The sequence below is a fragment of the Nocardia sp. NPDC049149 genome (assembly GCF_043197455.1).
Classification (GTDB): domain Bacteria; phylum Actinomycetota; class Actinomycetes; order Mycobacteriales; family Mycobacteriaceae; genus Nocardia.
This window is the reverse complement of the sequence record NZ_JBICTD010000001.1, coordinates 43,760-66,472: the sequence shown is the minus strand read 5'-3', so window position 1 is coordinate 66,472 and position 22,713 is coordinate 43,760. Positions and strand designations below refer to the sequence as shown.

The 22,713-nt window shown below is 65.6% G+C and carries 23 protein-coding genes; 15 read left to right on the top strand and 8 right to left on the bottom strand.

The annotated features are described in order from the left end of the window. A complete protein-coding gene (locus ACGFNJ_RS00310; RefSeq protein ID WP_393441766.1) occupies positions 1–1,107 on the top strand; it encodes a winged helix DNA-binding domain-containing protein in 1,107 nt (368 codons plus the stop codon). Positions 1,108–1,181: 74 nt separating this feature from the next. On the opposite strand, the gene ACGFNJ_RS00305 is transcribed toward ACGFNJ_RS00310, so the two are convergent. Continuing rightward, complete coding sequence (locus tag ACGFNJ_RS00305) at positions 1,182–1,706, bottom strand: Lrp/AsnC family transcriptional regulator (protein WP_393441764.1); 525 nt, start codon at positions 1,704–1,706, stop codon at positions 1,182–1,184. Positions 1,707–1,879: 173 nt separating this feature from the next. Between ACGFNJ_RS00305 and hppD the strand changes: the two genes are divergently transcribed. From hppD to fusA (ACGFNJ_RS00260), 9 genes are all read left to right on the top strand, one after another. Further along, on the top strand, positions 1,880–3,103 hold the full coding sequence (hppD, locus tag ACGFNJ_RS00300; RefSeq protein WP_393441762.1) for a 4-hydroxyphenylpyruvate dioxygenase: 1,224 nt from the start codon (positions 1,880–1,882) through the stop codon (positions 3,101–3,103). Between the two features lie 67 nt (positions 3,104–3,170). Next, positions 3,171–3,377: a hypothetical protein gene (locus ACGFNJ_RS00295; protein WP_393441760.1), complete on the top strand. Its 207-nt coding sequence runs from the start codon at positions 3,171–3,173 to the stop codon at positions 3,375–3,377. 48 nt (positions 3,378–3,425) lie between these two features. After that, positions 3,426–3,953 carry a DUF3558 domain-containing protein gene (locus ACGFNJ_RS00290; RefSeq protein WP_393441758.1) on the top strand — a complete coding sequence of 176 codons (528 nt, stop codon included), beginning with the start codon at positions 3,426–3,428 and terminating at the stop codon, positions 3,951–3,953. 14 nt (positions 3,954–3,967) lie between these two features. After that, entirely contained in the window at positions 3,968–4,531 is a 564-nt protein-coding gene (locus tag ACGFNJ_RS00285; RefSeq protein WP_393441756.1) for a DUF3558 domain-containing protein, read from the top strand. A gap of 269 nt (positions 4,532–4,800) precedes the next feature. Continuing rightward, positions 4,801–5,175, top strand: a complete 375-nt coding sequence (gene rpsL, locus ACGFNJ_RS00280) for a 30S ribosomal protein S12 (RefSeq protein WP_014353064.1) — start codon at positions 4,801–4,803, stop codon at positions 5,173–5,175. Position 5,176: 1 nt separating this feature from the next. Then, entirely contained in the window at positions 5,177–5,647 is a 471-nt protein-coding gene (gene rpsG / locus ACGFNJ_RS00275; protein WP_040739280.1) for a 30S ribosomal protein S7, read from the top strand. 138 nt (positions 5,648–5,785) lie between these two features. Next, entirely contained in the window at positions 5,786–7,888 is a 2,103-nt protein-coding gene (gene fusA, locus ACGFNJ_RS00270) for an elongation factor G (protein WP_393441753.1), read from the top strand. A gap of 149 nt (positions 7,889–8,037) precedes the next feature. Beyond that, positions 8,038–9,228 carry an elongation factor Tu gene (gene tuf / locus ACGFNJ_RS00265; protein ID WP_393441751.1) on the top strand — a complete coding sequence of 397 codons (1,191 nt, stop codon included), beginning with the start codon at positions 8,038–8,040 and terminating at the stop codon, positions 9,226–9,228. Between the two features lie 272 nt (positions 9,229–9,500). Beyond that, positions 9,501–11,603 (top strand): elongation factor G, encoded by a 2,103-nt coding sequence (gene fusA, locus ACGFNJ_RS00260; RefSeq protein WP_393441749.1) that lies wholly within the window; start codon positions 9,501–9,503, stop codon positions 11,601–11,603. A gap of 150 nt (positions 11,604–11,753) precedes the next feature. Here the strand turns inward: fusA (ACGFNJ_RS00260) and ACGFNJ_RS00255 are convergent, their stop codons facing one another. Then, positions 11,754–12,335, bottom strand: coding sequence for a DUF4232 domain-containing protein (locus ACGFNJ_RS00255; protein WP_393441747.1), 582 nt, complete (start codon positions 12,333–12,335; stop codon positions 11,754–11,756). Between the two features lie 74 nt (positions 12,336–12,409). Then, on the bottom strand, positions 12,410–13,075 hold the full coding sequence (locus tag ACGFNJ_RS00250) for a hypothetical protein (protein WP_393441745.1): 666 nt from the start codon (positions 13,073–13,075) through the stop codon (positions 12,410–12,412). Between the two features lie 162 nt (positions 13,076–13,237). On the opposite strand from ACGFNJ_RS00250, the gene ACGFNJ_RS00245 reads away from it, so the two are divergent. Then, positions 13,238–14,062, top strand: a complete 825-nt coding sequence (locus ACGFNJ_RS00245) for an alpha/beta fold hydrolase (protein WP_393441743.1) — start codon at positions 13,238–13,240, stop codon at positions 14,060–14,062. A 1,382-nt stretch (positions 14,063–15,444) separates the two neighbouring features. Here ACGFNJ_RS00245 and ACGFNJ_RS00240 read toward each other — a convergent pair. From ACGFNJ_RS00240 to ACGFNJ_RS00230, 3 genes are all read right to left on the bottom strand, one after another. Beyond that, a complete protein-coding gene (locus ACGFNJ_RS00240) occupies positions 15,445–16,401 on the bottom strand; it encodes a type IV toxin-antitoxin system AbiEi family antitoxin domain-containing protein (protein WP_393441741.1) in 957 nt (318 codons plus the stop codon). 91 nt (positions 16,402–16,492) lie between these two features. After that, complete coding sequence (locus ACGFNJ_RS00235) at positions 16,493–17,140, bottom strand: TetR/AcrR family transcriptional regulator (RefSeq protein ID WP_393441739.1); 648 nt, start codon at positions 17,138–17,140, stop codon at positions 16,493–16,495. Positions 17,141–17,145: 5 nt separating this feature from the next. Beyond that, on the bottom strand, positions 17,146–17,505 hold the full coding sequence (locus ACGFNJ_RS00230; protein ID WP_393441737.1) for an SPW repeat protein: 360 nt from the start codon (positions 17,503–17,505) through the stop codon (positions 17,146–17,148). Positions 17,506–17,650: 145 nt separating this feature from the next. On the opposite strand from ACGFNJ_RS00230, the gene ACGFNJ_RS00225 reads away from it, so the two are divergent. The 3 genes from ACGFNJ_RS00225 to ACGFNJ_RS00215 all read left to right on the top strand — a co-directional run bounded on the left by ACGFNJ_RS00225 (position 17,651) and on the right by ACGFNJ_RS00215 (position 20,489). Continuing rightward, positions 17,651–18,871 carry an NAD(P)/FAD-dependent oxidoreductase gene (locus ACGFNJ_RS00225; protein ID WP_393441735.1) on the top strand — a complete coding sequence of 407 codons (1,221 nt, stop codon included), beginning with the start codon at positions 17,651–17,653 and terminating at the stop codon, positions 18,869–18,871. Positions 18,872–18,967: 96 nt separating this feature from the next. Next, positions 18,968–19,729 (top strand): glutamate racemase, encoded by a 762-nt coding sequence (locus tag ACGFNJ_RS00220; protein WP_393441733.1) that lies wholly within the window; start codon positions 18,968–18,970, stop codon positions 19,727–19,729. A gap of 19 nt (positions 19,730–19,748) precedes the next feature. Beyond that, on the top strand, positions 19,749–20,489 hold the full coding sequence (locus ACGFNJ_RS00215) for a DNA alkylation repair protein (protein WP_393441730.1): 741 nt from the start codon (positions 19,749–19,751) through the stop codon (positions 20,487–20,489). Positions 20,490–20,529: 40 nt separating this feature from the next. Here the strand turns inward: ACGFNJ_RS00215 and ACGFNJ_RS00210 are convergent, their stop codons facing one another. Together ACGFNJ_RS00210 and mftR2 are read right to left on the bottom strand one after the other, a co-directional pair. Continuing rightward, on the bottom strand, positions 20,530–21,585 hold the full coding sequence (locus tag ACGFNJ_RS00210) for a 2Fe-2S iron-sulfur cluster-binding protein (RefSeq protein WP_393441727.1): 1,056 nt from the start codon (positions 21,583–21,585) through the stop codon (positions 20,530–20,532). Between the two features lie 79 nt (positions 21,586–21,664). Further along, positions 21,665–22,288, bottom strand: a complete 624-nt coding sequence (mftR2, locus tag ACGFNJ_RS00205) for a mycofactocin system transcriptional regulator MftR2 (protein ID WP_084654947.1) — start codon at positions 22,286–22,288, stop codon at positions 21,665–21,667. 267 nt (positions 22,289–22,555) lie between these two features. On the opposite strand from mftR2, the gene mftA reads away from it, so the two are divergent. After that, complete coding sequence (gene mftA, locus ACGFNJ_RS00200) at positions 22,556–22,702, top strand: mycofactocin precursor MftA (RefSeq protein WP_069163919.1); 147 nt, start codon at positions 22,556–22,558, stop codon at positions 22,700–22,702. Positions 22,703–22,713: the final 11 nt, after the last annotated feature.

The following is a 22,713-nucleotide window of genomic DNA, read 5'->3' as shown; positions in this document are numbered from 1 at the left end:
ATGATGTTGTCCAACCGGGTGTTGAACCGGACCCTGCTCGCCCGCCAGCACCTGCTCGAACGGTCGAGCCTGACCGTGCCCGAGATGTGTGACCATCTCGTCGGGTTGCAAGCACAGGACTCCCCGCCGCCGTTCGTCGCATTGTGGAGCCGTATCGCCGATTTCGATCCGGCGACAGTGTCGGACGGGCTGGAGGATCGTTCGCTGGTCCGGATCACCCTGATGCGCGGCACTATTCACCTGGTGACACCGCCGGACGCGCTGCGGATCGCGCCGCATATTCAGCCGGAGCTGGAAAAGGTGCCCTTCCGTAAGGGTTTCAATTACGGCGCGATGGTCGGGCTCGATCCCGACGAGGTGCGCAAGCACGGCGAGGCAGCGCTCGGCGACGAGCCCATGTCGGCCGCCGACCTGCGCGCCAAAGCCGCGGCGCTGTACCCGGATCGGGATGCGGGCGCGGTCTTACAGACCTGGCTGTATCAGCTTCCGGTGCTGCAGACACCGCCGCGCGGCAAGTGGAAGGACAGCAGCAGGCCGGTGTGGTCGCGGGTCGAGCCGTGGCTCGGCGCACCGCTGGACCCCAGCTATCCGCTGGCAGAGTTGGTCTTTCGCTATCTGCGCGCGTTCGGCCCGGCCAGCACCATGGACATGCAGACCTGGTCCAAGATGACCGGGATGAAGGCTGCCGTCGATGAGCTCGGTGATCGCCTGCGCACCTACACCGACGAACGCGGCCGCACCCTCTACGACGTCGCGGACGGCGAACTGGCCGATCCGGACCTGCCTGCCCCGGTCCGGCTGCTCGGCTGGTACGACAATGCGCTGCTCTCACACCAGGATCGGACCAGGATCGTGCCGGAGGGCCCGTTTCTCGGGACCTTCGGCCTCGCGGTGTCGCCGGTGCTGCTCGACGGATACCTCGCCGGGCTCTACAAGGTCTTCCCGGACAAGAACGTTGCCCGGCTGCGGATCAGCCCGACCCGGACCTGGTCGGCCGCCGAACGCCGTGCGGTCGATGCCGAAAGCCACGCGCTGCTCGCATTTCTCGAAGCGGGTAAGGAACCGCAGGTCGAGATCCTCGAGGTGGGCGCGGACCTGCGCCTGTGACGGGCTGCGGGACAGCCGGTTTCGTGCGGTCGAGGCAGGTCACCGGAACGAACACCGCAGCCTGTGTGTGTCGCCTACCGGTCGGTGGCCGCGCGATAGGCAGGCGCCTTCGTCGTGCCCGCCGGATCGAGGGTGCGCAGCAGCGGCAGCGTGCGATACGGCACCACCGTCGACAGCACGATCACGCTGTGCGACCGCACCACCGACGACGTCTGGTCGATGCTCAACAACACCGTCTGCAGGCCCGCGTGCGAGTCGGCGCCGATCCGGCACCAGACGTCCCCGGAGCCGGTGGTCGCGTACGCCTCCAAAACCCCTGGTATCCCGTCGAGTTCGGCGGCGACCGCGTCCAACGCGCCCTGGGCGATCTCCAGCGTCACGAACGCCTGGACATCGAAACCCGCTGCGGTGACATCGATCTGCGGGTCGTAGGAGGCGATGACGCCGGATTCCTCCATTCGGCCGATCCTGGACTGCACCGTCGCCCTCGCCACTCGGGTCCGCCGGGACAGCTCGAGGATGCCCGCCTTCTGATACTCGTGCATCGCGGTGAGAATCGCGAGATCGAGTTCGTCTAATTTCGCCGGCGTGCGCGACATGACCGCCTCCGTTTCGAGCGCAGGCTGGGGGCTTCCAGCCAGGAATAGCATCAGCAAGCCGATGCTATTCAAATTGTCCAGCATTCCGGGGCGTTTCCTAGCCGAAACCGCCACAGTGTCTACCGAAAATCGCTGCGGTTGCCTATCCGACCTGCCTGACGATTACTTGGTGCATGACCATCGAGCAACTGCCCAATGCCCGGTCCAGCACGACCTCAGGCGGTTCGAGCACCGCCCCGACCGACGGCGAGCTGCGCAAGCTCGTCGGCCTCGTCGACCATGATGTCAGCGTCGATCCCTTTCCGGTGATCGGCTGGGATGCCCTCGTCTGGGTCGTCGGCAACGCGACGCAGACCGCGCATTACCTCGAGTCCGCCTATGGTATGCGCCTCGAGGCCTATTCGGGTCCCGAGACCGGCAACCGCGATCACAAGGCCTTCGTATTGCGCAGCGGCGGAGCCCGCTTCGTGATCAAGGGCGCCGTCGATCCGGAAAGCAGCCTGGTCGCGCACCATGATCGGCACGGCGACGGCGTGGTCGACATCGCGCTCGAGGTGCCCGATGTGGACCGCTGTGTCGAGTGGGCACGCACCCACGGCGCCACCGTCCTCGTCGAACCGCACGACGACACAGACGAATTCGGCACCGTCCGGAGCGCGGCCATCGCCACCTACGGCGAGACGCGGCACACCCTGGTCGACCGTTCCCGTTACGACGGCCCGTATCTGCCCGGCTACATCACCCGCAAGGCCGGCTACCAGCCGCGCGAAGGCGCCCCGGTGCGGCTGTTCCAGGCGATCGACCATGTCGTCGGCAACGTCGAGCTCGGGCAGATGGACGAGTGGGTCGAGTTCTACCGCCGCGTCATGGGATTCACCAACATGGCCGAGTTCGTCGGCGACGACATCGCCACCGAGTATTCAGCGCTGATGAGCAAGGTTGTCGCGAACGGCAATCACCGGGTGAAGTTCCCGCTCAACGAGCCCGCCGTCAGCAAGAAGCGTTCGCAGATCGACGAATACCTCGAGTTCTACCGCGGGCCAGGCGTCCAGCACATCGCGCTGGCCACCAGCGACATCCTCGCCTGCGTCGACGCGCTGCGCCGCGAGGGTGTCGAGTTCCTCGATGCCCCCGACTCCTACTACGAGGACCCCGAACTGCGTGCCCGCATCGGTCACGTCCGGGTGCCGGTCGAGGAGCTGCAGCGCCGAGGCATCCTGGTGGACCGTGACGAGGACGGCTACCTGCTGCAGATCTTCACCAAGCCGATCACCGACCGCCCCACCGTCTTCTTCGAGCTGATCGAGCGGCACGGTTCGCTCGGCTTCGGCAAGGGCAACTTCAAGGCACTCTTCCAGGCGATCGAGCGCGAACAAGAGGCTCGCGGCAACCTGTGATCGGTTGTGGCCCTGAGCATCCGGCAGTACGCTCCGTGGATTCGCCGGATGCATGGGGAGGGCCGCAGTGCTCTATCGATCTGCCGCGGCCGTAGCGTGTGCCGTCGCGCTCACCTGTGCTGCGAGCGCGACGGCACACGCCGATCCCGCACCCAGCTACCACCCTTCCTTCGACGACTGCCTCGCCGCCATGTCGAGAATCAAAGCGGGCCCGGCCCAGTGCACCTTCCTCGAAGACCGACGCGTCTGGGAGCTCCGCGTCCCCAACGGCTAGCGGGTCGTGTGCCAGGCCACTCGCCGTCGGCGTGGGTAGAGTGCAGGCATGCGGATAGGGGCGTTGGTCGGCTGCGCGGCAGCGCTGTCTTTGGTGCTGACGGCGTGCGGTTCGGGGGGCGATTCGGACAACACCAACACCCCGTTGCGGCCGCCGCCGAAGGTGGCCTCGCTCGGCCCGTTCGTCGGTGAGTGCGGACACGCCACTGACGACGAGGTGCGCGATATCGCACAGCTCGGCCAGATTTCTCAGGCGCTGAAGAATTCGACCGGCTGCAATTGGCAGTCCTCAGGATTCGGTTCGCCCAGTGTCACTTTCGCCTCCTATCGAGGCAGCCCGATCGCGCGTGAGAAGGCCTGGGTGTCCACCCAGGGGCGCAATCCGCAGACGATCAACGTCGGCGGCCGCACCGGCTGGCAGGCGCTGGAGCCGACCGGCCAGGTCTGCGATCTGGCCGTGCAACTCGACGACGACTTCTTCGAATGGTCCATGTCGTTCGGCGTCTACCCGGCGAACGGCAACCCGTGCGATCGGATGCACAAGCTCGCCGAACTCACCGTGCAGCGGCTGAAGTGAGAAGGGGACCGGCCATGAATCGTCGTCGCGCCTCGACCCGAGGAATACTCGTCGCACTGACCGCGTTGACAGTGTCGGCCACCGTCGCCGGTTGCGGCCAGACCATCAGCGGTCAGGCCTTTCCTGCGGGCGCAGGCACCGGGGACAACGTCAACACCAAGTTCGACAAACTGCTGCGCGAATGCGAAATCGTCACCCTCGAGCAGATCGGGGAGGCGGCCGCGGGCAAAGGGGCCGTCGCGCAGCCGTCTTTCTACGGTGCGGTGTGCATGTGGGAAGTGCCGGGGTCCGCAGGCAATGCCATGGTCACCCTGAACTGGTACGAGGTCGGCGCGTTGAACAACGAGAAGACCAACAACGACAAGCTCGGGTACCTCACCGACAACATCACCGTGCAGGGCAGGCGGGCGTTGCAGACCAAGCGGCCGAACGATCCGGATTCCTGCGGCGTCAGTGCCGGCGCGGCGGACCAGGGCGTCATCGGCTTCTGGATCAACTACCGCCCGGGGTCGACGCATCCGGATCCGTGCGAAGGGGCGAAGAAACTCGTAGAGTTGACGTTGAACTTGGCCAGGTAGCGGGGTCTCGAGCCACCCCGCTTTGACCCTGTGTCGCGACCACAGGTATCGTGGATCGCTGTGCCCGGAAGCATGCGGGCAAGTTCGTGCGTGACCGTAGGCCAGCGAAAGCGGCTGACACCTCCAGCGTGCCCGTAATTCGGGTCCTGCGCCGCGCGCGACACGCCCGACCTCGGGACGCGAGAAACGTGGTTGGACGTGCGAGTGAAGGCTCGATGACACGGACATTAAGAACCAGACACCGCGTTACTAATAAGGAAAGCCGGTCTATGCCAACGATCAACCAGCTGGTCCGCAAGGGTCGCCGCGACAAGGTCGCGAAGACGAAGACCGCGGCCCTCAAGGGGAGCCCGCAGCGTCGTGGCGTGTGCACCCGCGTGTACACCACGACCCCGAAGAAGCCGAACTCCGCGCTGCGTAAGGTCGCGCGCGTTCGCCTGACCAGCGCGGTCGAGGTCACGGCCTACATCCCGGGCGAAGGCCACAACCTCCAGGAGCACTCGATGGTGCTCGTGCGTGGCGGTCGTGTGAAGGACCTCCCCGGTGTGCGCTACAAGATCATTCGCGGTTCCCTCGACACCCAGGGTGTGAAGAACCGCAAGCAGGCCCGCAGCCGTTACGGCGCCAAGAAGGAGAAGAGCTGATATGCCACGCAAGGGCCCCGCACCCAAGCGTCCGCTGATCAACGACCCGGTCTACGGTTCGCCGCTGGTCACTCAGCTGGTCAACAAGATCCTGCTGGACGGCAAGAAGTCCACCGCCGAGCGCATCGTCTACGGCGCGCTGGAGCAGGCGCGCGAGAAGACCGGCACCGATCCGGTCGTCACCCTCAAGCGCGCGCTGGACAACGTCAAGCCTGCCCTCGAGGTCAAGCCGCGCCGCGTCGGTGGCGCCACCTACCAGGTGCCGGTCGAGGTTCGTCCGGGTCGCTCCAACACCCTCGCGCTGCGCTGGCTGGTCAACTACTCCCGGGCACGCCGTGAGAAGACCATGGTCGAGCGTCTCGCCAACGAGCTGCTCGATGCCAGCAATGGTCTCGGCGCCTCGGTGAAGCGTCGGGAAGACACCCACAAGATGGCCGAATCGAACCGGGCCTTCGCGCACTACCGCTGGTGACGTCTGCCCGGCCCGTCGTTATTGGGTCGGGAGGCACAGCCGGTCGCGGCACCTACCTGCCGCGTCCGGCGTTGACAAAAAGACGACCAACGGGTCGTCCCCGAAAATCCCAACTAGCTACGAGCGGGGAAGATTTCCGTGGCACAGGACGTGCTCACCGACCTGAACAAGGTCCGCAACATCGGCATCATGGCCCACATCGATGCGGGCAAGACGACCACAACTGAACGCATCCTCTTCTACACCGGCATCACCTACAAGATCGGTGAGGTCCACGATGGCGCAGCCACCATGGACTGGATGGAGCAGGAGCAGGAGCGTGGTATCACCATCACCTCCGCGGCTACCACGTGTTACTGGAACAACAACCAGATCAACATCATCGACACCCCCGGGCACGTCGACTTCACCGTCGAGGTGGAGCGTTCGCTGCGCGTGCTCGACGGCGCCGTCGCGGTGTTCGACGGCAAGGAAGGCGTCGAGCCGCAGTCCGAGCAGGTGTGGCGACAGGCCGATAAGTACGACGTGCCGCGTATCTGCTTCGTCAACAAGATGGACAAGCTCGGTGCGGACTTCTACTTCACCGTGCAGACCATCAAGGACCGCCTCGGTGCCAAGCCGCTGGTCATTCAGCTGCCGATCGGCGCTGAGGACACCTTCGAGGGCATCGTCGACCTGGTCGAGATGAATGCCAAGGTCTGGCGCGGCGAGACCAAGCTGGGCGAGTCCTACGAGGTCGTCGAGATTCCGGCCGAGCTCAAGGAGAAGGCCGATCAGTACCGTCAGGAACTGATGGAGACGGTCGCCGAATCCGATGAGGCGTTGCTGGAGAAGTTCTTCGGCGGCGAGGAGCTCTCGATCGAGGAGATCAAGGGCGCCATCCGCAAGATGACGGTCAACTCCGAGCTCTACCCGGTGCTGTGTGGTTCGGCGTTCAAGAACAAGGGCGTGCAGCCCATGCTCGACGCCGTGATCGACTACCTGCCGACGCCGCTGGACGACGGTGGCACCGACGGCCACGTGCCCGGCAAGGAAGACCAGATCATCCACCGCGATGCCAGCACGTCCGAGCCGTTCGCCGGCCTGGCGTTCAAGATCGCCGTGCACCCGTTCTTCGGCAAGCTGACCTACGTCCGCGTGTACTCGGGCAAGGTCGACTCCGGCGCCCAGGTCATCAACTCGACCAAGGGCAAGAAGGAGCGTCTGGGCAAGCTGTTCCAGATGCACTCCAACAAGGAGAACCCGGTCGGCGAGGCCGTGGCAGGCCACATCTACGCGGTCATCGGTCTGAAGGACACCACCACCGGTGACACCCTCTGCGACCCGCAGAACCAGATCGTGCTCGAGTCGATGACCTTCCCTGACCCGGTCATCGAGGTCTCCATCGAGCCGAAGACCAAGTCCGACCAGGAGAAGCTGGGCACCGCGATCCAGCGTCTCTCGGAAGAGGACCCGACCTTCTCGGTCAAGCTCGACCAGGAGACCGGCCAGACCGTCATCGGCGGCATGGGCGAGCTCCACCTCGACATCCTTGTCGACCGCATGAAGCGTGAATTCAAGGTCGAGGCGAACGTCGGCAAGCCGCAGGTGGCCTACCGCGAGACCATCACCAAGAAGGTGGAGAAGCTCGAGTTCACCCACAAGAAGCAGACGGGTGGCTCCGGCCAGTTCGCGAAGGTCATCATCGCCCTCGAGCCGTTCATCGGCGAAGACGGCGCGACCTACGAGTTCGAGAACAAGGTCTCGGGTGGCCGCGTGCCGCGCGAGTACATCCCTTCGGTGGACGCCGGTGCGCAGGATGCCATGCAGTACGGTGTGCTCGCGGGCTACCCCCTGGTCAACCTGAAGGTCACCCTGCTCGACGGCGCCTACCACGACGTCGACTCGTCGGAAATGGCCTTCAAGATCGCCGGTTCGCAGGCGCTCAAGGAAGCGGCCCGTAAGGCCGGTCCGGTGATTCTCGAGCCGCTGATGGCGGTGGAGGTCATCACGCCCGAGGACTACATGGGTGATGTGATCGGCGACCTGAACTCCCGCCGTGGCCAGATTCAGGCCATGGAGGAACGCAGTGGTGCCCGTGTCGTCAAGGCGCTGGTTCCGCTCTCGGAGATGTTCGGCTATATCGGTGATCTGCGGTCGAAGACCCAGGGCCGGGCGAACTACTCCATGGTGTTCAACTCGTACGCGGAGGTTCCGGCCAACGTGTCGAAGGAGATCATCGCCAAGGCGACCGGCGAATAAGTCCGGTAGGGCAAGTGCCACACTTGCTGCAAGTCCCACTTCCGGGACGCGTTGCAGGCACTTGCCCCGCCAGCCGGGAGTCAGTACGACCCCAGAAATAACCGCACTGCTGCAACTGCACGCACCAACAAGTCCAGGAGGACACCACAGTGGCGAAGGCGAAGTTCGAGCGGACGAAGCCGCACGTCAACATCGGCACCATCGGTCACGTCGACCACGGCAAGACCACGCTGACTGCAGCGATCACCAAGGTGCTGGCTGACAAGTACCCGGATCTGAACGCGGCGTTCGCGTTCGACCAGATCGACAAGGCGCCGGAGGAGAAGGCTCGTGGTATCACGATCAACATCTCCCACGTCGAGTACCAGACCGACAAGCGCCACTACGCGCACGTCGACGCCCCGGGTCACGCTGACTACATCAAGAACATGATCACCGGTGCGGCGCAGATGGACGGTGCCATCCTCGTGGTCGCCGCGACCGACGGCCCGATGCCGCAGACCCGCGAGCACGTGCTGCTCGCCCGTCAGGTCGGTGTGCCCTACATCCTGGTCGCGCTGAACAAGTCGGACATGGTCGACGACGAGGAAATCCTCGAGCTCGTCGAGATGGAGGTCCGTGAGCTGCTCGCGGCCCAGGAGTTCGACGAGGAAGCGCCGGTCGTGCGCGTCTCCGGTCTGAAGGCGCTCGAGGGCGACCCGAAGTGGACCGAGTCCATCGTCGAGCTGATGAACGCCGTCGACGAGTCGATCCCGACCCCGGTTCGTGAGACCGAGAAGCCGTTCCTGATGCCGGTCGAGGACGTGTTCACGATCACCGGTCGTGGCACCGTCGTCACCGGTCGCGTCGAGCGCGGCATCATCAACGTGAACGAGGAAGTCGAGATCGTCGGCATCCGTGAGAAGGTCACCAAGACCACCATCACGGGCATCGAGATGTTCCGCAAGCTGCTCGACCAGGGCCAGGCCGGCGACAACGTCGGTCTGCTGGTTCGTGGTATCAAGCGTGAAGATGTCGAGCGTGGCCAGGTTGTCGTGAAGCCGGGCACCACCACCCCGCACACCGAGTTCGAGGGCCAGGCCTACATCCTGTCCAAGGACGAGGGTGGCCGCCACACGCCGTTCTTCAACAACTACCGTCCGCAGTTCTACTTCCGTACGACTGACGTGACGGGCGTTGTGACCCTGCCCGAGGGCACCGAGATGGTCATGCCCGGTGACAACACCGAGATGTCCGTCAAGCTGATCCAGCCGGTCGCCATGGACGAGGGTCTGCGCTTCGCGATCCGCGAGGGTGGCCGCACCGTCGGCGCCGGTCGCGTCACGAAGATCGTCAAGTGATTCACTGAATCGCTGCACTGAACGGCGTCGCCCCGAAAGGGGCGGCGCCGTTCGGCATTTCAGGGGATATTCGGTCGACAGTCGATCAGGGGGCGGGTACACATGGGGGCATGGTTACAGCACGTCCGCATTCGCGGTAGCAGTCGGTAGAGCGTTCAGTGGCGCGCTGCCCGCGCCGCGTCAGCTCCCGATACTCGTGCCGTCGCCGGAACGCATCAACCAGGCGGGTGTCGTTTCTTTGACGAAACCAGTTGATGGAGTGGGGGATTCCCATGACGCGTGCAATCACCGCCGATCTCGGCATGGTTCGGAATATCGGGATCATGGCGCATATCGATGCGGGCAAGACAACCACCACCGAGCGGATTCTGTTCTACACCGGTGTCACCTACAAGCTCGGTGAGGTGCATGACGGGACCGCCGTGATGGATCGGACCGTGCAGGAGCAGGAACACGGGATCACCATCGCCTCGGCGGCGACGACCTGTTTCTGGAATGGCTTCCAGGTCAACATCATCGACACGCCAGGGCATGTCGACTTCACCGCGGAGGTGGAGCGTTCGCTGCGGGTGCTCGACGGTGCGGTCGCGGTCTTCGATGCCAAGGAGGGCGTCGAGCCGCAGTCCGAACAGGTGTGGCGTCAGGCCGACAGGTACGACGTGCCACGGATCTGTTTCGTGAACAAGATGGACAAGCTCGGTGCGGACTTCTTCTGCACCGTGCAGACCATCAGGGACCGTCTCGGCGCGACGCCGCTGGTCGTGCAGCTGCCGATCGGGGCCGAGGGCACCTTCGAGGGTGTCGTCGACCTGGTCGAGATGAACGCCAAGATCTGGTGTGGTGCAACGGATCTCGGTAAGCACTACGACGTTGTCGCGATTCCGGCCGAGCTGCGTGCGCTGGCCGAGCGGTACCGGGCCGAGCTGGTCGAGATCGTCGCGGAGTCGGACGAGGCGCTGCTGGAGAAGTTCGTCGGTGGCGTCGCCTTCACGGTCGCGGAGATCAAGGCGGCTATTCGGGCAATGACGGTGAAATCCGTTGTGTACCCGGTGTTGTGCGGTTCGGCGTTCAAGAACACCGGCGTGCAGCCGATGCTCGACGCCGTGGTCGACTATCTGCCTTCGCCGCTGGACGGCGGCGGCACGGATGGTTGCCCGCCGCAGGACGAGACGCAGGTGATCCACCGAAGTGCCAGCAGCAGTGCGCCTTTCGCGGCGTTGGTGTTCAAGATTGCCACGCACCCGTTCTTCGGCGAACTCGCCTACATCCGGGTGTATTCGGGCCGTGCCGAGCCGGGCACGGTCGTCAGCAATCCAGGACGAGGTCGAAAGGAGCGTTTAGGCAGGCTGTTCCAGATGCACTCCGACAAGGAGATTCCGGTCGGCGAAGCCATGGCGGGCCATATCTATGCCGTGGTCGGGTTGAAGGACGTCAGCACCGGCGACACCCTGTGCGATCCGCAGCACCAGATCGTGCTCGAGTCGATGACGTTCCCCGACCCGGTCATCGAGGTCGCCATCGAGCCGAAGACCAAGTCCGACCAGGAGAAGCTGAGCCTCGCGATCCAGAAGCTGGCCAGGGAGGATCCGACCTTCTCGGTGGCGCTGGATCAGGAGACCGGTCAGACCGTCATCGGCGGCATGGGCGAGTTGCACCTCGATGTCCTGCTCGACCGCATGAAACGGGAATTCCGGGTCGAGGCGAACATCGGCAAGCCACAGGTGGCCTACCGCGAGACGATCACCAAGAAGGTCGACAAGCTCGAACACACCCACCGCAAGCAGCGCGGTGGGAACGGGCAGTTCGCCAAAGTGGTTGTCGCCGTTGAACCGTTCCTCGGGTCCGACGGGGAGATCTACGCCTTCGACAACCGGGTGACCGGTGGCCGGGTGCCGAAGGAGTACATCCCCGCGGTCGACGCCGGTGCGCAGGATGCCATGCAGTCCGGCGTGCTTGCCGGGTACCCGCTGGTGAACGTGCGGGTGATCCTGCTCGATGGTGCTGCGCACGAACAGGATTCGTCGGAACTGGCCTTCCGCACGGCAGGTGCCCAAGCCGTACGAGAGGCGGTGCGTAAGGCCGGTCCGGTGATTCTCGAGCCGCTGATGGCGGTGGAGGTCATCACGCCCGAGGACTACATGGGTGATGTGATCGGCGACCTGAACTCCCGCCGTGGCCAGATTCAGGCCATGGAGGAACGCAGTGGTGCCCGTGTCGTCAAGGCGCTGGTTCCGCTCTCGGAGATGTTCGGCTATATCGGTGATCTGCGGTCGAAGACCCAGGGCCGGGCGAACTACTCCATGGTGTTCAACTCGTACGCGGAGGTTCCGGCCAACGTGTCGAAGGAGATCATCGCCAAGGTTGCCGGTCGCTGATCCGTCGGCGCCGCTCCTACAGGGAGCGGCGCCGGTCGGCGTTGTCGGGTCGGGCTTGTCCACCCTCGTGAGGTGGGCGAGCTTTTGGCCGCGGGCGAGACCGAGGATGCGGTCTACGTCGAGGGGTGATCTTCCGAGTGCTTGTCGGCGTCAGTCCTGCTTGCCGGGTTTGATGGGGTCGACGTGCAGGAGTTGGTGGGCAGGCTTGGTGCAGGCGTCGACGCTGAAGGGGAGGGGGCGTGCGGGCTGCGCCGGCGGGGAGACCAGGAGGTATTGGGCCGGGGTGCGTTCGCAGTCGAAGTTGCCTGCTTGGGCGTAGCGGAGGGTGGCGTGGGCGGCTTCGGTCGGGGCCAGGGTGACCGAGGCCGGGGCGGTGCTGTCGGTCTTGTGGTCGGCGGCGGGGCCGAGGGGCGTTGGGGGTGTGCCCGCGGCGAGAGAGATGTCGGGGTAACCGGCGAGCGTGCACGGGGTCTTGCCGGTGTTGGTGAACACGACGGGAACGTAGATGCTGCCTGCGGCTCCGCCCTGCCTGCCGAGTGCTATGTCGAGATCGGCTGCGGTGCAGGCAGCTTCGGCATTGGGGGCCGGGGGCGCCGCGGGTCGGTTCGAGGTCGGCTCGGCGGCAGGCGTGCCCACCACCGAGCTGGCTGTGGGCGACGGTCCTGGCGAGGAGTCGGTGCATGCGGCCAGGGTGAGTGCCGCAGCGAGGACGACCAATGCTGTGCCGCGCATAAGGCAACCCTAGACCTGTCGGTGGTGGTTCTCGGCCGATTGCGATGGGCGACCCGGGTTCGTCGCTGCCGCGGTCAGCACTTGAAGACTTGGCCGTCGTACTGCTCGCGGCGAGCGTCCGGGATCTCGTGCAGGCAGCCGAAGGGGACGATGCCGTCGTCGCTCAGTTGCACACCGCTCTTGGTGGTTGGGTTGACACAGGTGAGGCCGTTGGTGGCGATGCGGCAGGAGTATTTGCCGAAGGTCAGCGCGCTGTCGTAGGGCAGCGTCTGGCCGTCGCCGTAGATGAAAAGGCCTGGGTCGCCACGGAATTGGCCGACGGTGAGGGCGGAGCCCGTGTAGTGCACGTAGCCGCCGTCCCAGTTGCCGATGCCCTCGGCCGGCTTGGGGACCGGGTTCTTCAGTTTGACGACACAGTTGATGCCATCGATCTGGTATCCGGTGCCGGTGATGCAGCTGATCTTCCCGGACGGGCTGACGAAGGCGATATCGCTTTTGAGATCGGTGGCGGGTCCGGTGCCGGTGCTGGCGGAGTGGTATCCGCCCAGGTCCGCTTGGGTGCCGGCCTGGACCCAGGCGATCCGTTCCTTGAGCTGGCTGTCCCGGCTCGGCGGCTTCGAGGGTGTCGCCGCGGTCGAGGTCTCCGGGGGTCGGTCCGAGCTCGACTGTGGCTTGCCTGGGGTGGACTGGGAGCAGGCGCTCAGCGCCAGGATCAAAGCAGCGAGCGCCGCGATTCGCATGATCATCACACTAGTCGTTTGCGCCGCAACAGGTTCCGGCGGCGGACCCGGCCAGCCTGGTCGGAGCACATTTCCACACCTGGGAAAAGGTTGTCACGGCTGGTCGACACCGTCCGTTAGCGTCGACAATGGCAGACAACGATCAGTCGATCCGGAGGAACCATGAGTAAGTCATCCCTCGCCGCCGAGCTGAATATCACCGAGGGTGCCTTGAAGCATGGGATGCCGTACCTGGCGATGGGTTCCGGGCGACCGCTGGTCTTCCTGCGCTGGTTCACCCCCGACCACGCGAATCCCAGCGGCTGGATGCGCGACGCCGAGATCAAGATGCTCGCCCCGCTGGCCAAGCATTTCCGCGTGTACGCGGTCAACCGGGCGCCCGGCCTGTCCGAGGGCATCACGATGACCGACATCGCCACCCAGCATGCAGCGGCATTGCAGGACGAGTTCGGCGAGCCGGTAGACGTGCTCGGCATTTCCTCGGGCGGCTCGATCGCCCTGCAACTCGCCGCCGACCACCCGAAGGTCGTGCGCCGCTTGGTCGTCGCCTCCTCCGGCTACCGCCTGGATCCGCTCGCAAAGGAAATCCAACTCCGCTACGGCGAAGCGGTTTTCGCAGGCCGTCGCGCTCTGCACCTGATGGCCCCGATCGCCGTCTCCTCCCGAGCGCTCGCCCGCGTCCTCGGCGTCGCCATGTGGCTGTTCGATCCGCTGGCTCGCCCGAAGAACCCCGCCGACACGTATGCCTTCATCCGCGCCGAAGACGCCTTCGACCTGGATTCTCGCCTCCACGAAATCACCACGCCCACCCTCATTCTCGGCGGCGAACGCGACGCGGCTTACAGCATCGACAACTTCCGCCACACCGCCGACGGCATCCCCGACTCCCGCCTCACCATCTACCCCCGCACCACCCACACCGGCGTAGCCAAACACCCCAACTTCGCCACCGACGTCACCACCTTCCTCACCGCCGAAACCCCCTAACCCTCAAACCACGCCGCGAGTGGGACATGACAGAGGCGACACGCCGCAAACGCCTCCACCATGTCCCCTCACCCAACCCGCCCTCATCGAACAGGACACAGCCGAGCCAACTTTCGCCCCGATCACTCGCTCCCGGCCCGTTCTGGAGTTGGTCGGTTGATCACGGGGAACTGGTGTAGGCATCGCCCGAGAAGCCACCTGCACCAGTACCCCCTCGGCGCGAAACCACCCCGGTGATCCCACATACCGGGATCACGGGCACTCTTGAGACCGGCAAATACGGCGAGTGGCGCCCTAGCATCGAAATCCGCACCCCTTCCGTGCGTCCGCACCCCTTCTAGCAGCCCAGAACGAGTGCGAATCCCCAGAAGGGGTGCGGATCCGAGTCTTCGATCTTGAAACCCCCGCAGCCGCACACCTGCTGTCTTCCCGCACACGATTTGGCTAGCAAAATCGTGTGCGGTAACTCAAAAAGTGTGCGGCTGAGAGTTTTTGATCTTGAATCTCTGTCTTCGATCTTGAAGTTCTCGAAACGGGAGCACAGCCAAGTGACCCGGCTGGAACGAGAGAACCCGTGACTGACTGCGGAGGTCAGCCGGGTACGGCAGGCGACGCCACCACGCTATCCGGTGCAAACCCTTGGCTGCCGAATTCACAGGAGACCGTGGAGCCGAGGAAGCCTTTGCCTTCGCCGAGCCCAAAGCGGCACGGCCACAGCCCAACCCGCCCCGTGGGCCGCGGCCTCGGGCGGGCGCGGCTTCGGGCGGGCGCGGCTTCGGGCGGGCGCGGCTTCGGGCGGGCGCGGTCTCGGGCGGGCGCGGCTTCGGGCGGGCGCGGTCTCGGGCGGGCGCGGCTTCGGGCGGGCGCGGCTTTGGGGGTTGGTGCGGGTTTCGTAGGGCGTGTTGCGTTTGGGGTGGTGGGTTTATCCGCGGGTTCGACGGTTTCCTGGCGAGCGGGACGGTCTCGGGGTTTGCACTGGATAGCGTGGTGGCGTCGTGTGCCGTACCCGGCTGACCTCCGCTGTCAGGTGCGGGTTCTCTTGTCCCAGACCGGGTTGCTTGGCTGTGGTCCGGTTCAAAGATCTTGAAAGAAATCGACGGTAGTCAAATGGTGGGCGTCTCGGTGCGTACTGCCACCATATGACTCCCGTCGATGAAGTTGATCAACCATTTCACTCCCGTCGATGGGCCAACAACCATTTCTCTCCCCTCAACGAGGCTCACCAACCATTTGACTACCGTCAACGAGCCTCACCAACCTTTGACTACCGTCAATGAGGCTCACCAGCCATTCGACTCCCGTCAACGCGCCTCGGCAACCATTCGACTCCAGCCGATCCACGGTCTAACAGTCACTGGTGAAAACGCCCGGGCGGTCGATGTTTACGGCTTCGGACTAGGGATCCAGCTTCCCGAGCGGCGGGTGCGGGCGGCGATTGCCGCGGCGGCGTGGACCTTTCTGGCCAGGCGGGTGGGATCGTTCAGGTCGGTCCAGGTCCAGCGCACCACCATCCAGCCGAGAGAGCGGAGCTGGTCTTCGCGGTTCTTCTCCGCGATGACAACCTGTTCGGGCAGGTGTGCGCCGCGCAATTCGCTCCGATACTCGACCGCTTCGTCGAACTCGCCGATCACACCGAGTTCTGCGAAGAGGAAGTCGACTCGGCCGACGCATGCTTCCTCATCGGTGAAGACTCGCGCCTGCAATTCGGGTGCGGGTAACCCACCTCGTTGGATCGCTATTCGGCTCAGGGACTCGCCGATGCTTTCGCTACGGCCGTCCAGGAATGCAATGGCGTGCGCGGCTTTTCGGGCTCCCCGGCGCTGGCGTGCGCGCTCCAGGTGTGCCCGCAGTTCGTTGGTGGTCGTGAGCCCCATGCGCAGTGCGTTGTCACCGATGACGACCGCCTGCTCGAAATCCATGGAGCGTGCGATGTCTAAAACAGTCCTGGGTGGGGTGGTGACTCGGAGGTCGTTGACGATGGTGATCTCGTCCGGTTCCAGATGTGCTGCGTGGACGACGAGTTGTTTCTGGATTCGCCCACCGTTTATTCGACCCTGGGTCAGATGCACTCGGTCCAAAGGGATGGTCCAAGTGGGTATTCCGTGGAATACCAGCGCGGAGCAGTGGCTCAGGACGGGTTCAACGGACATCGCGTCGCACGTCGCGACGGCGAGCAGAATATGTCGCCCTTCGGGTGTGGGGTCCGGTTCCGGCGCATCGAGATAGCGCCCGGGACGAATCCGGCGCCATTGCCCGGATTCGCAGCGGCGCTGCAGTTCCCGGTCGGACATTCCCGAGGCGAGCGCCTGGCGCCGGGAGATCAGGTGCGGTGCGTCCATGTCCCGAGCGTGCCTGCCTGCTGAGCGCGACAACAGCCCCGCGTCAGCGAGTGTGCACAACACGCACCCTGTGGATAACTGGGGAAGGCCGCTAGCCGAGCTGCGTCATCCCGGCGGCGACCACCTGGGCGACGTTGAGGAGTTCCTCCGCGGTGGGGATGGGCACGCCGTCGAGGGCGTGCAGCCGATCGGTGCTCGCGATCGCGAACATCGCGGAAACCCAGGCGGCGGCGCAGGCGCTCAGGGTGCCGGGACGGACCGGGTTCGGCGCGCTCGCCTGCAACACCCGCGCGGTGACGTCGAGCAATTGGTCACGCAGACGGCGTAGTTGGCGGCGCACGTCGGGATGGGTGTCGGCCTCGCGCCACATGATGACGCGTAGCACGGAGGAATGGTGATCGCGCAGGTTGAGCGCGGCGTCGAGCGCGACGAGGCTGGCGGCGGGATCGCCGGGCGCGACGACGGTGCCGATGTCCTCGATCGGCTGCGCGGGCACCCGCTCGGCCATCAGCGCCGACAGTATCGAGTCCTTGGTCGGAAAGTAATAGAAGACAAGACCTTTCGGCACACCGGCGGCGCCTGCGATGGCCGCCGTCGCGGTGGCGTCGAATCCCTGTGCCGCGAAGAGCTTTTCGGCGGAGTCGAGAATGAGCTGGCGGGCGTCGCCGTCCACTTTCGCGCTACGGCGACGCCCGGCCCTCGGTTCCTTTCCCGGCCGTTGCCGGCCGGGTTTCGGCATCTGCATCAGTGGTGCGGCGCCATGTTGTGCAGACGTCCCGACACCGTCGGCAGCGCCGCTACCGCGACTACCGCCGTCACTACCCCGACTACCCATGCGGTCCAGGATGCGCCCCGGTATTCGGTGAAGTCCATGGCCCACGGGGAAATGAAGAGCAGCAGACCGAACAGACCCATCGCATAGTCGGCGGTCGCGCCCATGGCAGGCCGGTACATCTGGGCGAGACCGGTGAGCGCGATGAGGACGCCGAGCACGATCAGTGACCACTGCGCCTTGTCGGTGGTTTCCACCCACAGCGGTGACAGCGCGGCGAAGACGCCGAGCACGACGGCCAGTAAATCTTGTGCGCGACTTTCGGTGAACATGATGTGCCTCCTTGGGCTCAGGAATATGTCCTGCCTCTCGGTATAGACCTGATTGACCGCCCGATCAATATCGGTATGGCTACGATTGCACAGCGATCGCCGCGTGACCGGCCTCACTCCGGCACCGAACCAAGCAAACGTTAGGGTGAGCTCTGTGTCGCCTTCACCAACAGACCCCGGACCGATCGTGATCGTCGGCGCCGGGCTCGCCGGCCTGCGTACCGCCGAGGAACTGCGCCGCGCAGGCTATGCGGGTCCGCTGATCCTGCTGGGCGACGAGTCCAGGCCGCCCTACGACCGGCCGCCGCTGTCCAAGCAATTCGTCCGCGGCGAAACCGACGACACCACGCTGCGGCCGCCGGAGTTCTTCGCGGAGAAGCAGATCGACCTGCGGCTCGGCACCGAGGCGGTCGGCGTCGACACCGCGGCGCGGCAGCTGAAGCTCGCGGACGGCAGCACGCTCGACTACGACCAGCTGATCATCGCGACCGGCTTGCGCCCGCGCCGCCTGCCGGGCCTGCCGGAACTGCGCGGCGTGCACGTGCTGCGCGGCCACACCGACGCCACCGCGCTGCGCGCCGAATTGGCCGATGCCGCAACCGCACTCGTGGTCGGTGCAGGCTTCATCGGCTGCGAGCTCGCGGCCAGCTTCCGCACCCGCGGCGTCGAGGTGATCCTGGTCGAACCCCAGCCGACGCCGCTCGCCTCGGTGCTCGGCGCGGAGATCGGCGCGCTCGTTGCCAGGATGCACATGGCCGAAGGCGTCGATCTGCGCTGCGGCACCGGCCTGGACACGCTCCTCGCCGACGGCGACCGGGTCCGCGGTGCGCGCCTGTCCGACGGCGCCGAGGTGGCCGCCGACCTGGTGGTGATCGGCGTCGGATCGCGTCCGGTGACCGAATGGCTCGCCGACTCCGGCATTGCCCTCGCCGACCCGGCGGCAGGCGGCGGCGTGCTGGCCGACGAGGTGGGCCGCACCTCGGCCGACCGAGTCTGGGCCGTGGGCGATGTCGCCGCCTGGCTGCACCAGACCGGCCACCGCAAGCGGGTCGAACACTGGACCAACGCGGGCGAACAGGCGCGGCTCACTGCCTGCGCCCTGCTCGGCGCGGCCGCACCGACCGTTGCCCGCGTCCCCTACTTCTGGAGCGACCAGTACGACGTCAAGATCCAGGCCCTCGGCACTCCCGCCGCGACCGACGACGTCCATCTGGTCACCGACGACGGCCGTAAATTCCTCGCCTACTACTCCCAGGACGGCACGCTGACCGGCGTCGTCGGCGCAGGCACCACGGCTCAGGTCATGAAGACCAGGGCGAAGATCGCCGCTGGCGCGCCGGTCGCGGAACTACTCACCCCGAGCTGAGTCACCGACCCCGAGCTCCGGGCCGCGCGGTGCCCGACGGCCGGTCCGGGCGCTACCGCGCAAATCGCGTCGGAGCGCTGTAATACGGTTGTCGATGTGATCGTCGCGCTCATCGATTCGGGTCTCGGATTGCTACCCACATCCGCCTGGCTGCGCAAGCTGCGTCCAGACGTGGATTTGCTGCTGCAACTGGACCCGGATGGCGCGCCATGGGGGCCGAAGCCGGAGCAGTGGACGATCGAACGGGTGGTGCAGACGGCGCGGATATCGATCGATCTCGGCGCGGAAGTCATCGTGATTCCCTGTAATACCGCGAGCGTCACCGCGCTGGAGCACGTGCGCGCCGAGGTGGGGCCGGACGTACCGGTGGTCGGCACCGTGCCCGCGATCAAACCCGCAGCGGCCGTCTGCCGGTCGGTGGCGGTGTGGGCCACCGCGGCGACGACGGCAAGCCGGTATCAGGCGGATCTGATCGCCAAGTTCGGCGGCGACGCGGACGTGGTCGGCGTGGCCTGTCACGGCCTGGCCGATGCGATTGATCGGGGCGACCTGGTCGGCGCCCGCGAATCGATCGCCCGCGCGGTCGAGCAGACCCCGGACGACGTCGAGGGCGTTGTCCTCGGTTGTACGCACTACCCCCTGGTGATCGACTCCATCGTCGCGGCCCTGCCCGACGGTGTCCGTCTCTTCGACAGCGCGCAAGCCGTTGCCGCACAAACCATCCGGCGCATGGACGCGCTCGGCAGGCCCAACCCCGGCAACGGGGAAGTGCTGGTGCGCAACAGCGGACGGCCTGGCTCGTTGCCTGCCAGCGCCGCCACCTTCGAATCAGGCCGAATCCTCGGAGCCCAAGGCTGAATCGCTAAGGAGCCGTTCGATGAACGAACTCGCGCAGACCGCCGCCGACGTGCAGGCCGCCCTGGTTGCGGTCGCCGACGCCAAGGACGCGATCCATCTGCAGCGGTTCTTCAAAACCGGGCCGGGGGAGTACGGCGAGGGCGATGTCTTCCTCGGTGTGCGCGTCCCGATGACCCGCGGCATCGCGAAACGCTTTGCGGCACTGCCGCTCACCGAGATCGACGCGCTGCTCGACAGCGCCGTGCACGAGGATCGGTTCGCGGGGCTGATCATCCTCAACGCCAAGTTCGCCGCGGCCTCCAAGCCACGCACCTTCGACGACGAGGCGCGCGCCGCCATGGTGGATCTCTATCTGGCCGCCGTGCGCCGCGGCAGGGTGAACAACTGGGACCTGGTCGACGCCTCGGCCGAGAACATCGTCGGCCCATGGCTGGCCGACAAACCCCGCGACCTGTTGTTCGAGCTCGCTGCCGCCGATTCGCTGTGGGAGCGCAGGGTTGCTTTGCTCTCCACCTTCGCGTTCATCAAGAACGGCGACGCCACAACGACTTTCGCATTGTCCGAGCGGCTGCTCGACGACCACCGCGACCTCATCCAGAAGGCGCTGGGTTGGATGCTGCGCGAGGTCGGGAAGCGGATCGATCAGCGCCTGCTGATCGGCTTCCTCGACAAGCACGCGGCCCAGCTCGGCCGTACCGCGCTGAGCTATGCCACCGAGCACTTGGACGCCGTGGTTCGCGCCGACTACCGGGCGCGCTAGGGCCCCGTCCAGGAAGTTCGTTCCTGGCCGAGACACCGCTTCAGAACTGGATTTTCAGGTGGTCGGTCACCGGATGTGCCTGGCAGCCGAGGATGTAGCCGTTCTCGATGTCCTCCGGGTCGAGGATCTCGGCGTTGTCCATCTCGACCTTGCCCTCGAGCACCGTGCAGGCGCACGACCCGCATTCGCCCTCCTGACAGGAGTACGGCACGTCGAGACCCTTGGCCAGCATGATGTCCACCAGGGTCTGCTTGCGCGGCCAGCTCAGCTCGTGCACCTCGCCGTCGAGTTCCACCTCGACGGTGGCCGCATCGGCCGCTTCCTCGTCGGAAACCTCGACCGGCGCCTGATCCGCGAACGGGTCTCCTGCAAGGGAATTGAACACCTCGGCATGGGTCCGCGCGCGTGGCACACCGAGCTGGCCGAGCGCGTCGTGCACCCGATCCATGAACGGCTTCGGCCCACACATGAACGCCTCGAACTCCTGGTACGGGGTGACCAGGGTGGCCAACGCGTCCGCGGTCGGCAAGCCCTGCAAATACTCGAGCCAGTGAATGACGGTCAACCGCTGCGGATGCTTGTCCGCCAACTCACGCAGCTCGGCCGCGAAGATCACCGATTCGTGGTCGCGATTGGCGTACACCAGCACGACTCGGCCGTTGCCGCGGGCGAGCGCCGACTTGAGGATCGACATCACCGGCGTGATGCCGCTGCCCGCGCCGAACAGCAGCAGGTCGGCGTCGAGATCCTTCGGCGTGAAAACACCTGAGGGCGGCAGTACTTCGAGCGAGTCGCCCGCTTTCACGTTGTCGCACACCCAGTTCGAGCCGTAGCCGCCGACCGTCCGCTTGATGGTGACCTTCGGCCGATCGTCGGTGTACGGCGAGCTGGCCAGCGAATAGCACCTGGCCACCGAGCCGGTCAGCTCGCTCGGGATCCGCAGCGTGAGGAACTGGCCCGGCTGGTAGCGGAAGCGATCGTGCAGCTCGTCGGGAATGTCGAAGACCAGCGAGCAGGTATCGATCGTCTCGGTGATGACCGCGGCTACCCGCAGCACGACCGAACGCGAGCCATGCGGCACCTCGACTGTGGTCATGTCGTCCTCTCGAACCCGGCGCAGGCGGCCCGTGCCACGGGGCAACCGGGTTCCGCCAAAACTAGAACGTGTTTCAGTTTCATCGTACGTCGGACTTCGGCTGCCGGACAAGCTGGGCCTCGAGGCCTGCGACCAACACCTCCATGCCGAAGTCGTATGCGTACTTTCCGCGCAGGTCCGCCATGTACTTGGTGGCGCGTTCGACGGCGTCGGGCAGTGCCACATCCGACAGCGGCGCGCGATCGCGCGGGTTCACCCGGCTGCGGCCGAACAGGTAGGTGTGGATCGTCGCGTACGCGGCGAGCACGTTGCGCTCGGTGAACCCGGCCTCGAACAGGATCTCCATGATGGCCGCGATCAGATCCAGCTGTTTGCCGAGCATCTGCTCGATCAGCACGTCGCCGAGGCCGGGATGCTTGCGCAACTTGTCGTCGATCTGATCGATCAGATCGCGCAGCCGGTGCTGCCACGGGCCGGATTCCGGTGGTGGCGTGCGTACTCCGGTCAGCGCGGCGGTGGCGACCAGGTCGAGTAACTCGCGCTTGTCGGCGACGTAGTAGTACGGCGCCATCGGCGAGACGCCGAGTTCGCGGGACAGTCGCCGCATCGACAACTTCTCCACACCGTCTTCGCGGACCACCCGCAAAGCCGCCTCGACGATCTCGGACTCCGACAGAGTATTGCCGCCCCCGCTCGTCTGCATCCGTCCGACTCCCATGCCACCTCTACCACCGCGGGCGCGTGTCGCCCGTCACGTCTGTTCAGCAACTTTCCATCCGAAGTCTAGAGGGCGTCGCCGTCGGCCGGTTCGCCGTGCAGAGAAGTGGGCGCGACGGTGGCGACCAGCAAGATCGGCCTGCGACCGTCCCGCTTAGTGGAACATGTTCCATTTTGTCAGCGAATGACGTTATCGTGTGATCGCGGCTACATCGGGTGGCCGCGGCCACGGACCGCTCGCTCGGAGGTACACATGCCGGAATACGGAGCCACCGCACACACCGACACCGACAACTCGGGAACCGTCGGCACGGTCGAGACGACACAGGAATCCGCACCGCTGGTCGAGGAGACCCTCATCGAAGAGGTGTCCATCGACGGCATGTGCGGCGTCTACTGACAAGGCGGGAC

Bases quoted from the DNA above. Each gene is read 5' to 3' on its own strand.
- rpsL (WP_014353064.1), top strand. From the start codon at position 4,801: ATGCCAACGATCAACCAGCTGGTCCGCAAGGGTCGCCGCGACAAGGTC.
- ACGFNJ_RS00310 (WP_393441766.1), top strand. From the start codon at position 1: ATGATGTTGTCCAACCGGGTGTTGAACCGGACCCTGCTCGCCCGCCAG.
- ACGFNJ_RS00305 (WP_393441764.1), bottom strand. From the start codon at position 1,706: ATGTCGCGCACGCCGGCGAAATTAGACGAACTCGATCTCGCGATTCTC.
- ACGFNJ_RS00230 (WP_393441737.1), bottom strand. From the start codon at position 17,505: ATGTTCACCGAAAGTCGCGCACAAGATTTACTGGCCGTCGTGCTCGGC.
- ACGFNJ_RS00240 (WP_393441741.1), bottom strand. From the start codon at position 16,401: ATGGACGCACCGCACCTGATCTCCCGGCGCCAGGCGCTCGCCTCGGGA.
- ACGFNJ_RS00255 (WP_393441747.1), bottom strand. From the start codon at position 12,335: ATGCGCGGCACAGCATTGGTCGTCCTCGCTGCGGCACTCACCCTGGCC.
- ACGFNJ_RS00235 (WP_393441739.1), bottom strand. From the start codon at position 17,140: ATGCCGAAACCCGGCCGGCAACGGCCGGGAAAGGAACCGAGGGCCGGG.
- ACGFNJ_RS00245 (WP_393441743.1), top strand. From the start codon at position 13,238: ATGAGTAAGTCATCCCTCGCCGCCGAGCTGAATATCACCGAGGGTGCC.
- mftA (WP_069163919.1), top strand. From the start codon at position 22,556: ATGCCGGAATACGGAGCCACCGCACACACCGACACCGACAACTCGGGA.
- mftR2 (WP_084654947.1), bottom strand. From the start codon at position 22,288: ATGCAGACGAGCGGGGGCGGCAATACTCTGTCGGAGTCCGAGATCGTC.
- ACGFNJ_RS00210 (WP_393441727.1), bottom strand. From the start codon at position 21,585: ATGACCACAGTCGAGGTGCCGCATGGCTCGCGTTCGGTCGTGCTGCGG.
- hppD (WP_393441762.1), top strand. From the start codon at position 1,880: ATGACCATCGAGCAACTGCCCAATGCCCGGTCCAGCACGACCTCAGGC.
- ACGFNJ_RS00290 (WP_393441758.1), top strand. From the start codon at position 3,426: ATGCGGATAGGGGCGTTGGTCGGCTGCGCGGCAGCGCTGTCTTTGGTG.
- ACGFNJ_RS00215 (WP_393441730.1), top strand. From the start codon at position 19,749: ATGAACGAACTCGCGCAGACCGCCGCCGACGTGCAGGCCGCCCTGGTT.
- ACGFNJ_RS00285 (WP_393441756.1), top strand. From the start codon at position 3,968: ATGAATCGTCGTCGCGCCTCGACCCGAGGAATACTCGTCGCACTGACC.
- rpsG (WP_040739280.1), top strand. From the start codon at position 5,177: ATGCCACGCAAGGGCCCCGCACCCAAGCGTCCGCTGATCAACGACCCG.
- ACGFNJ_RS00250 (WP_393441745.1), bottom strand. From the start codon at position 13,075: ATGCGAATCGCGGCGCTCGCTGCTTTGATCCTGGCGCTGAGCGCCTGC.
- fusA (WP_393441749.1), top strand. From the start codon at position 9,501: ATGACGCGTGCAATCACCGCCGATCTCGGCATGGTTCGGAATATCGGG.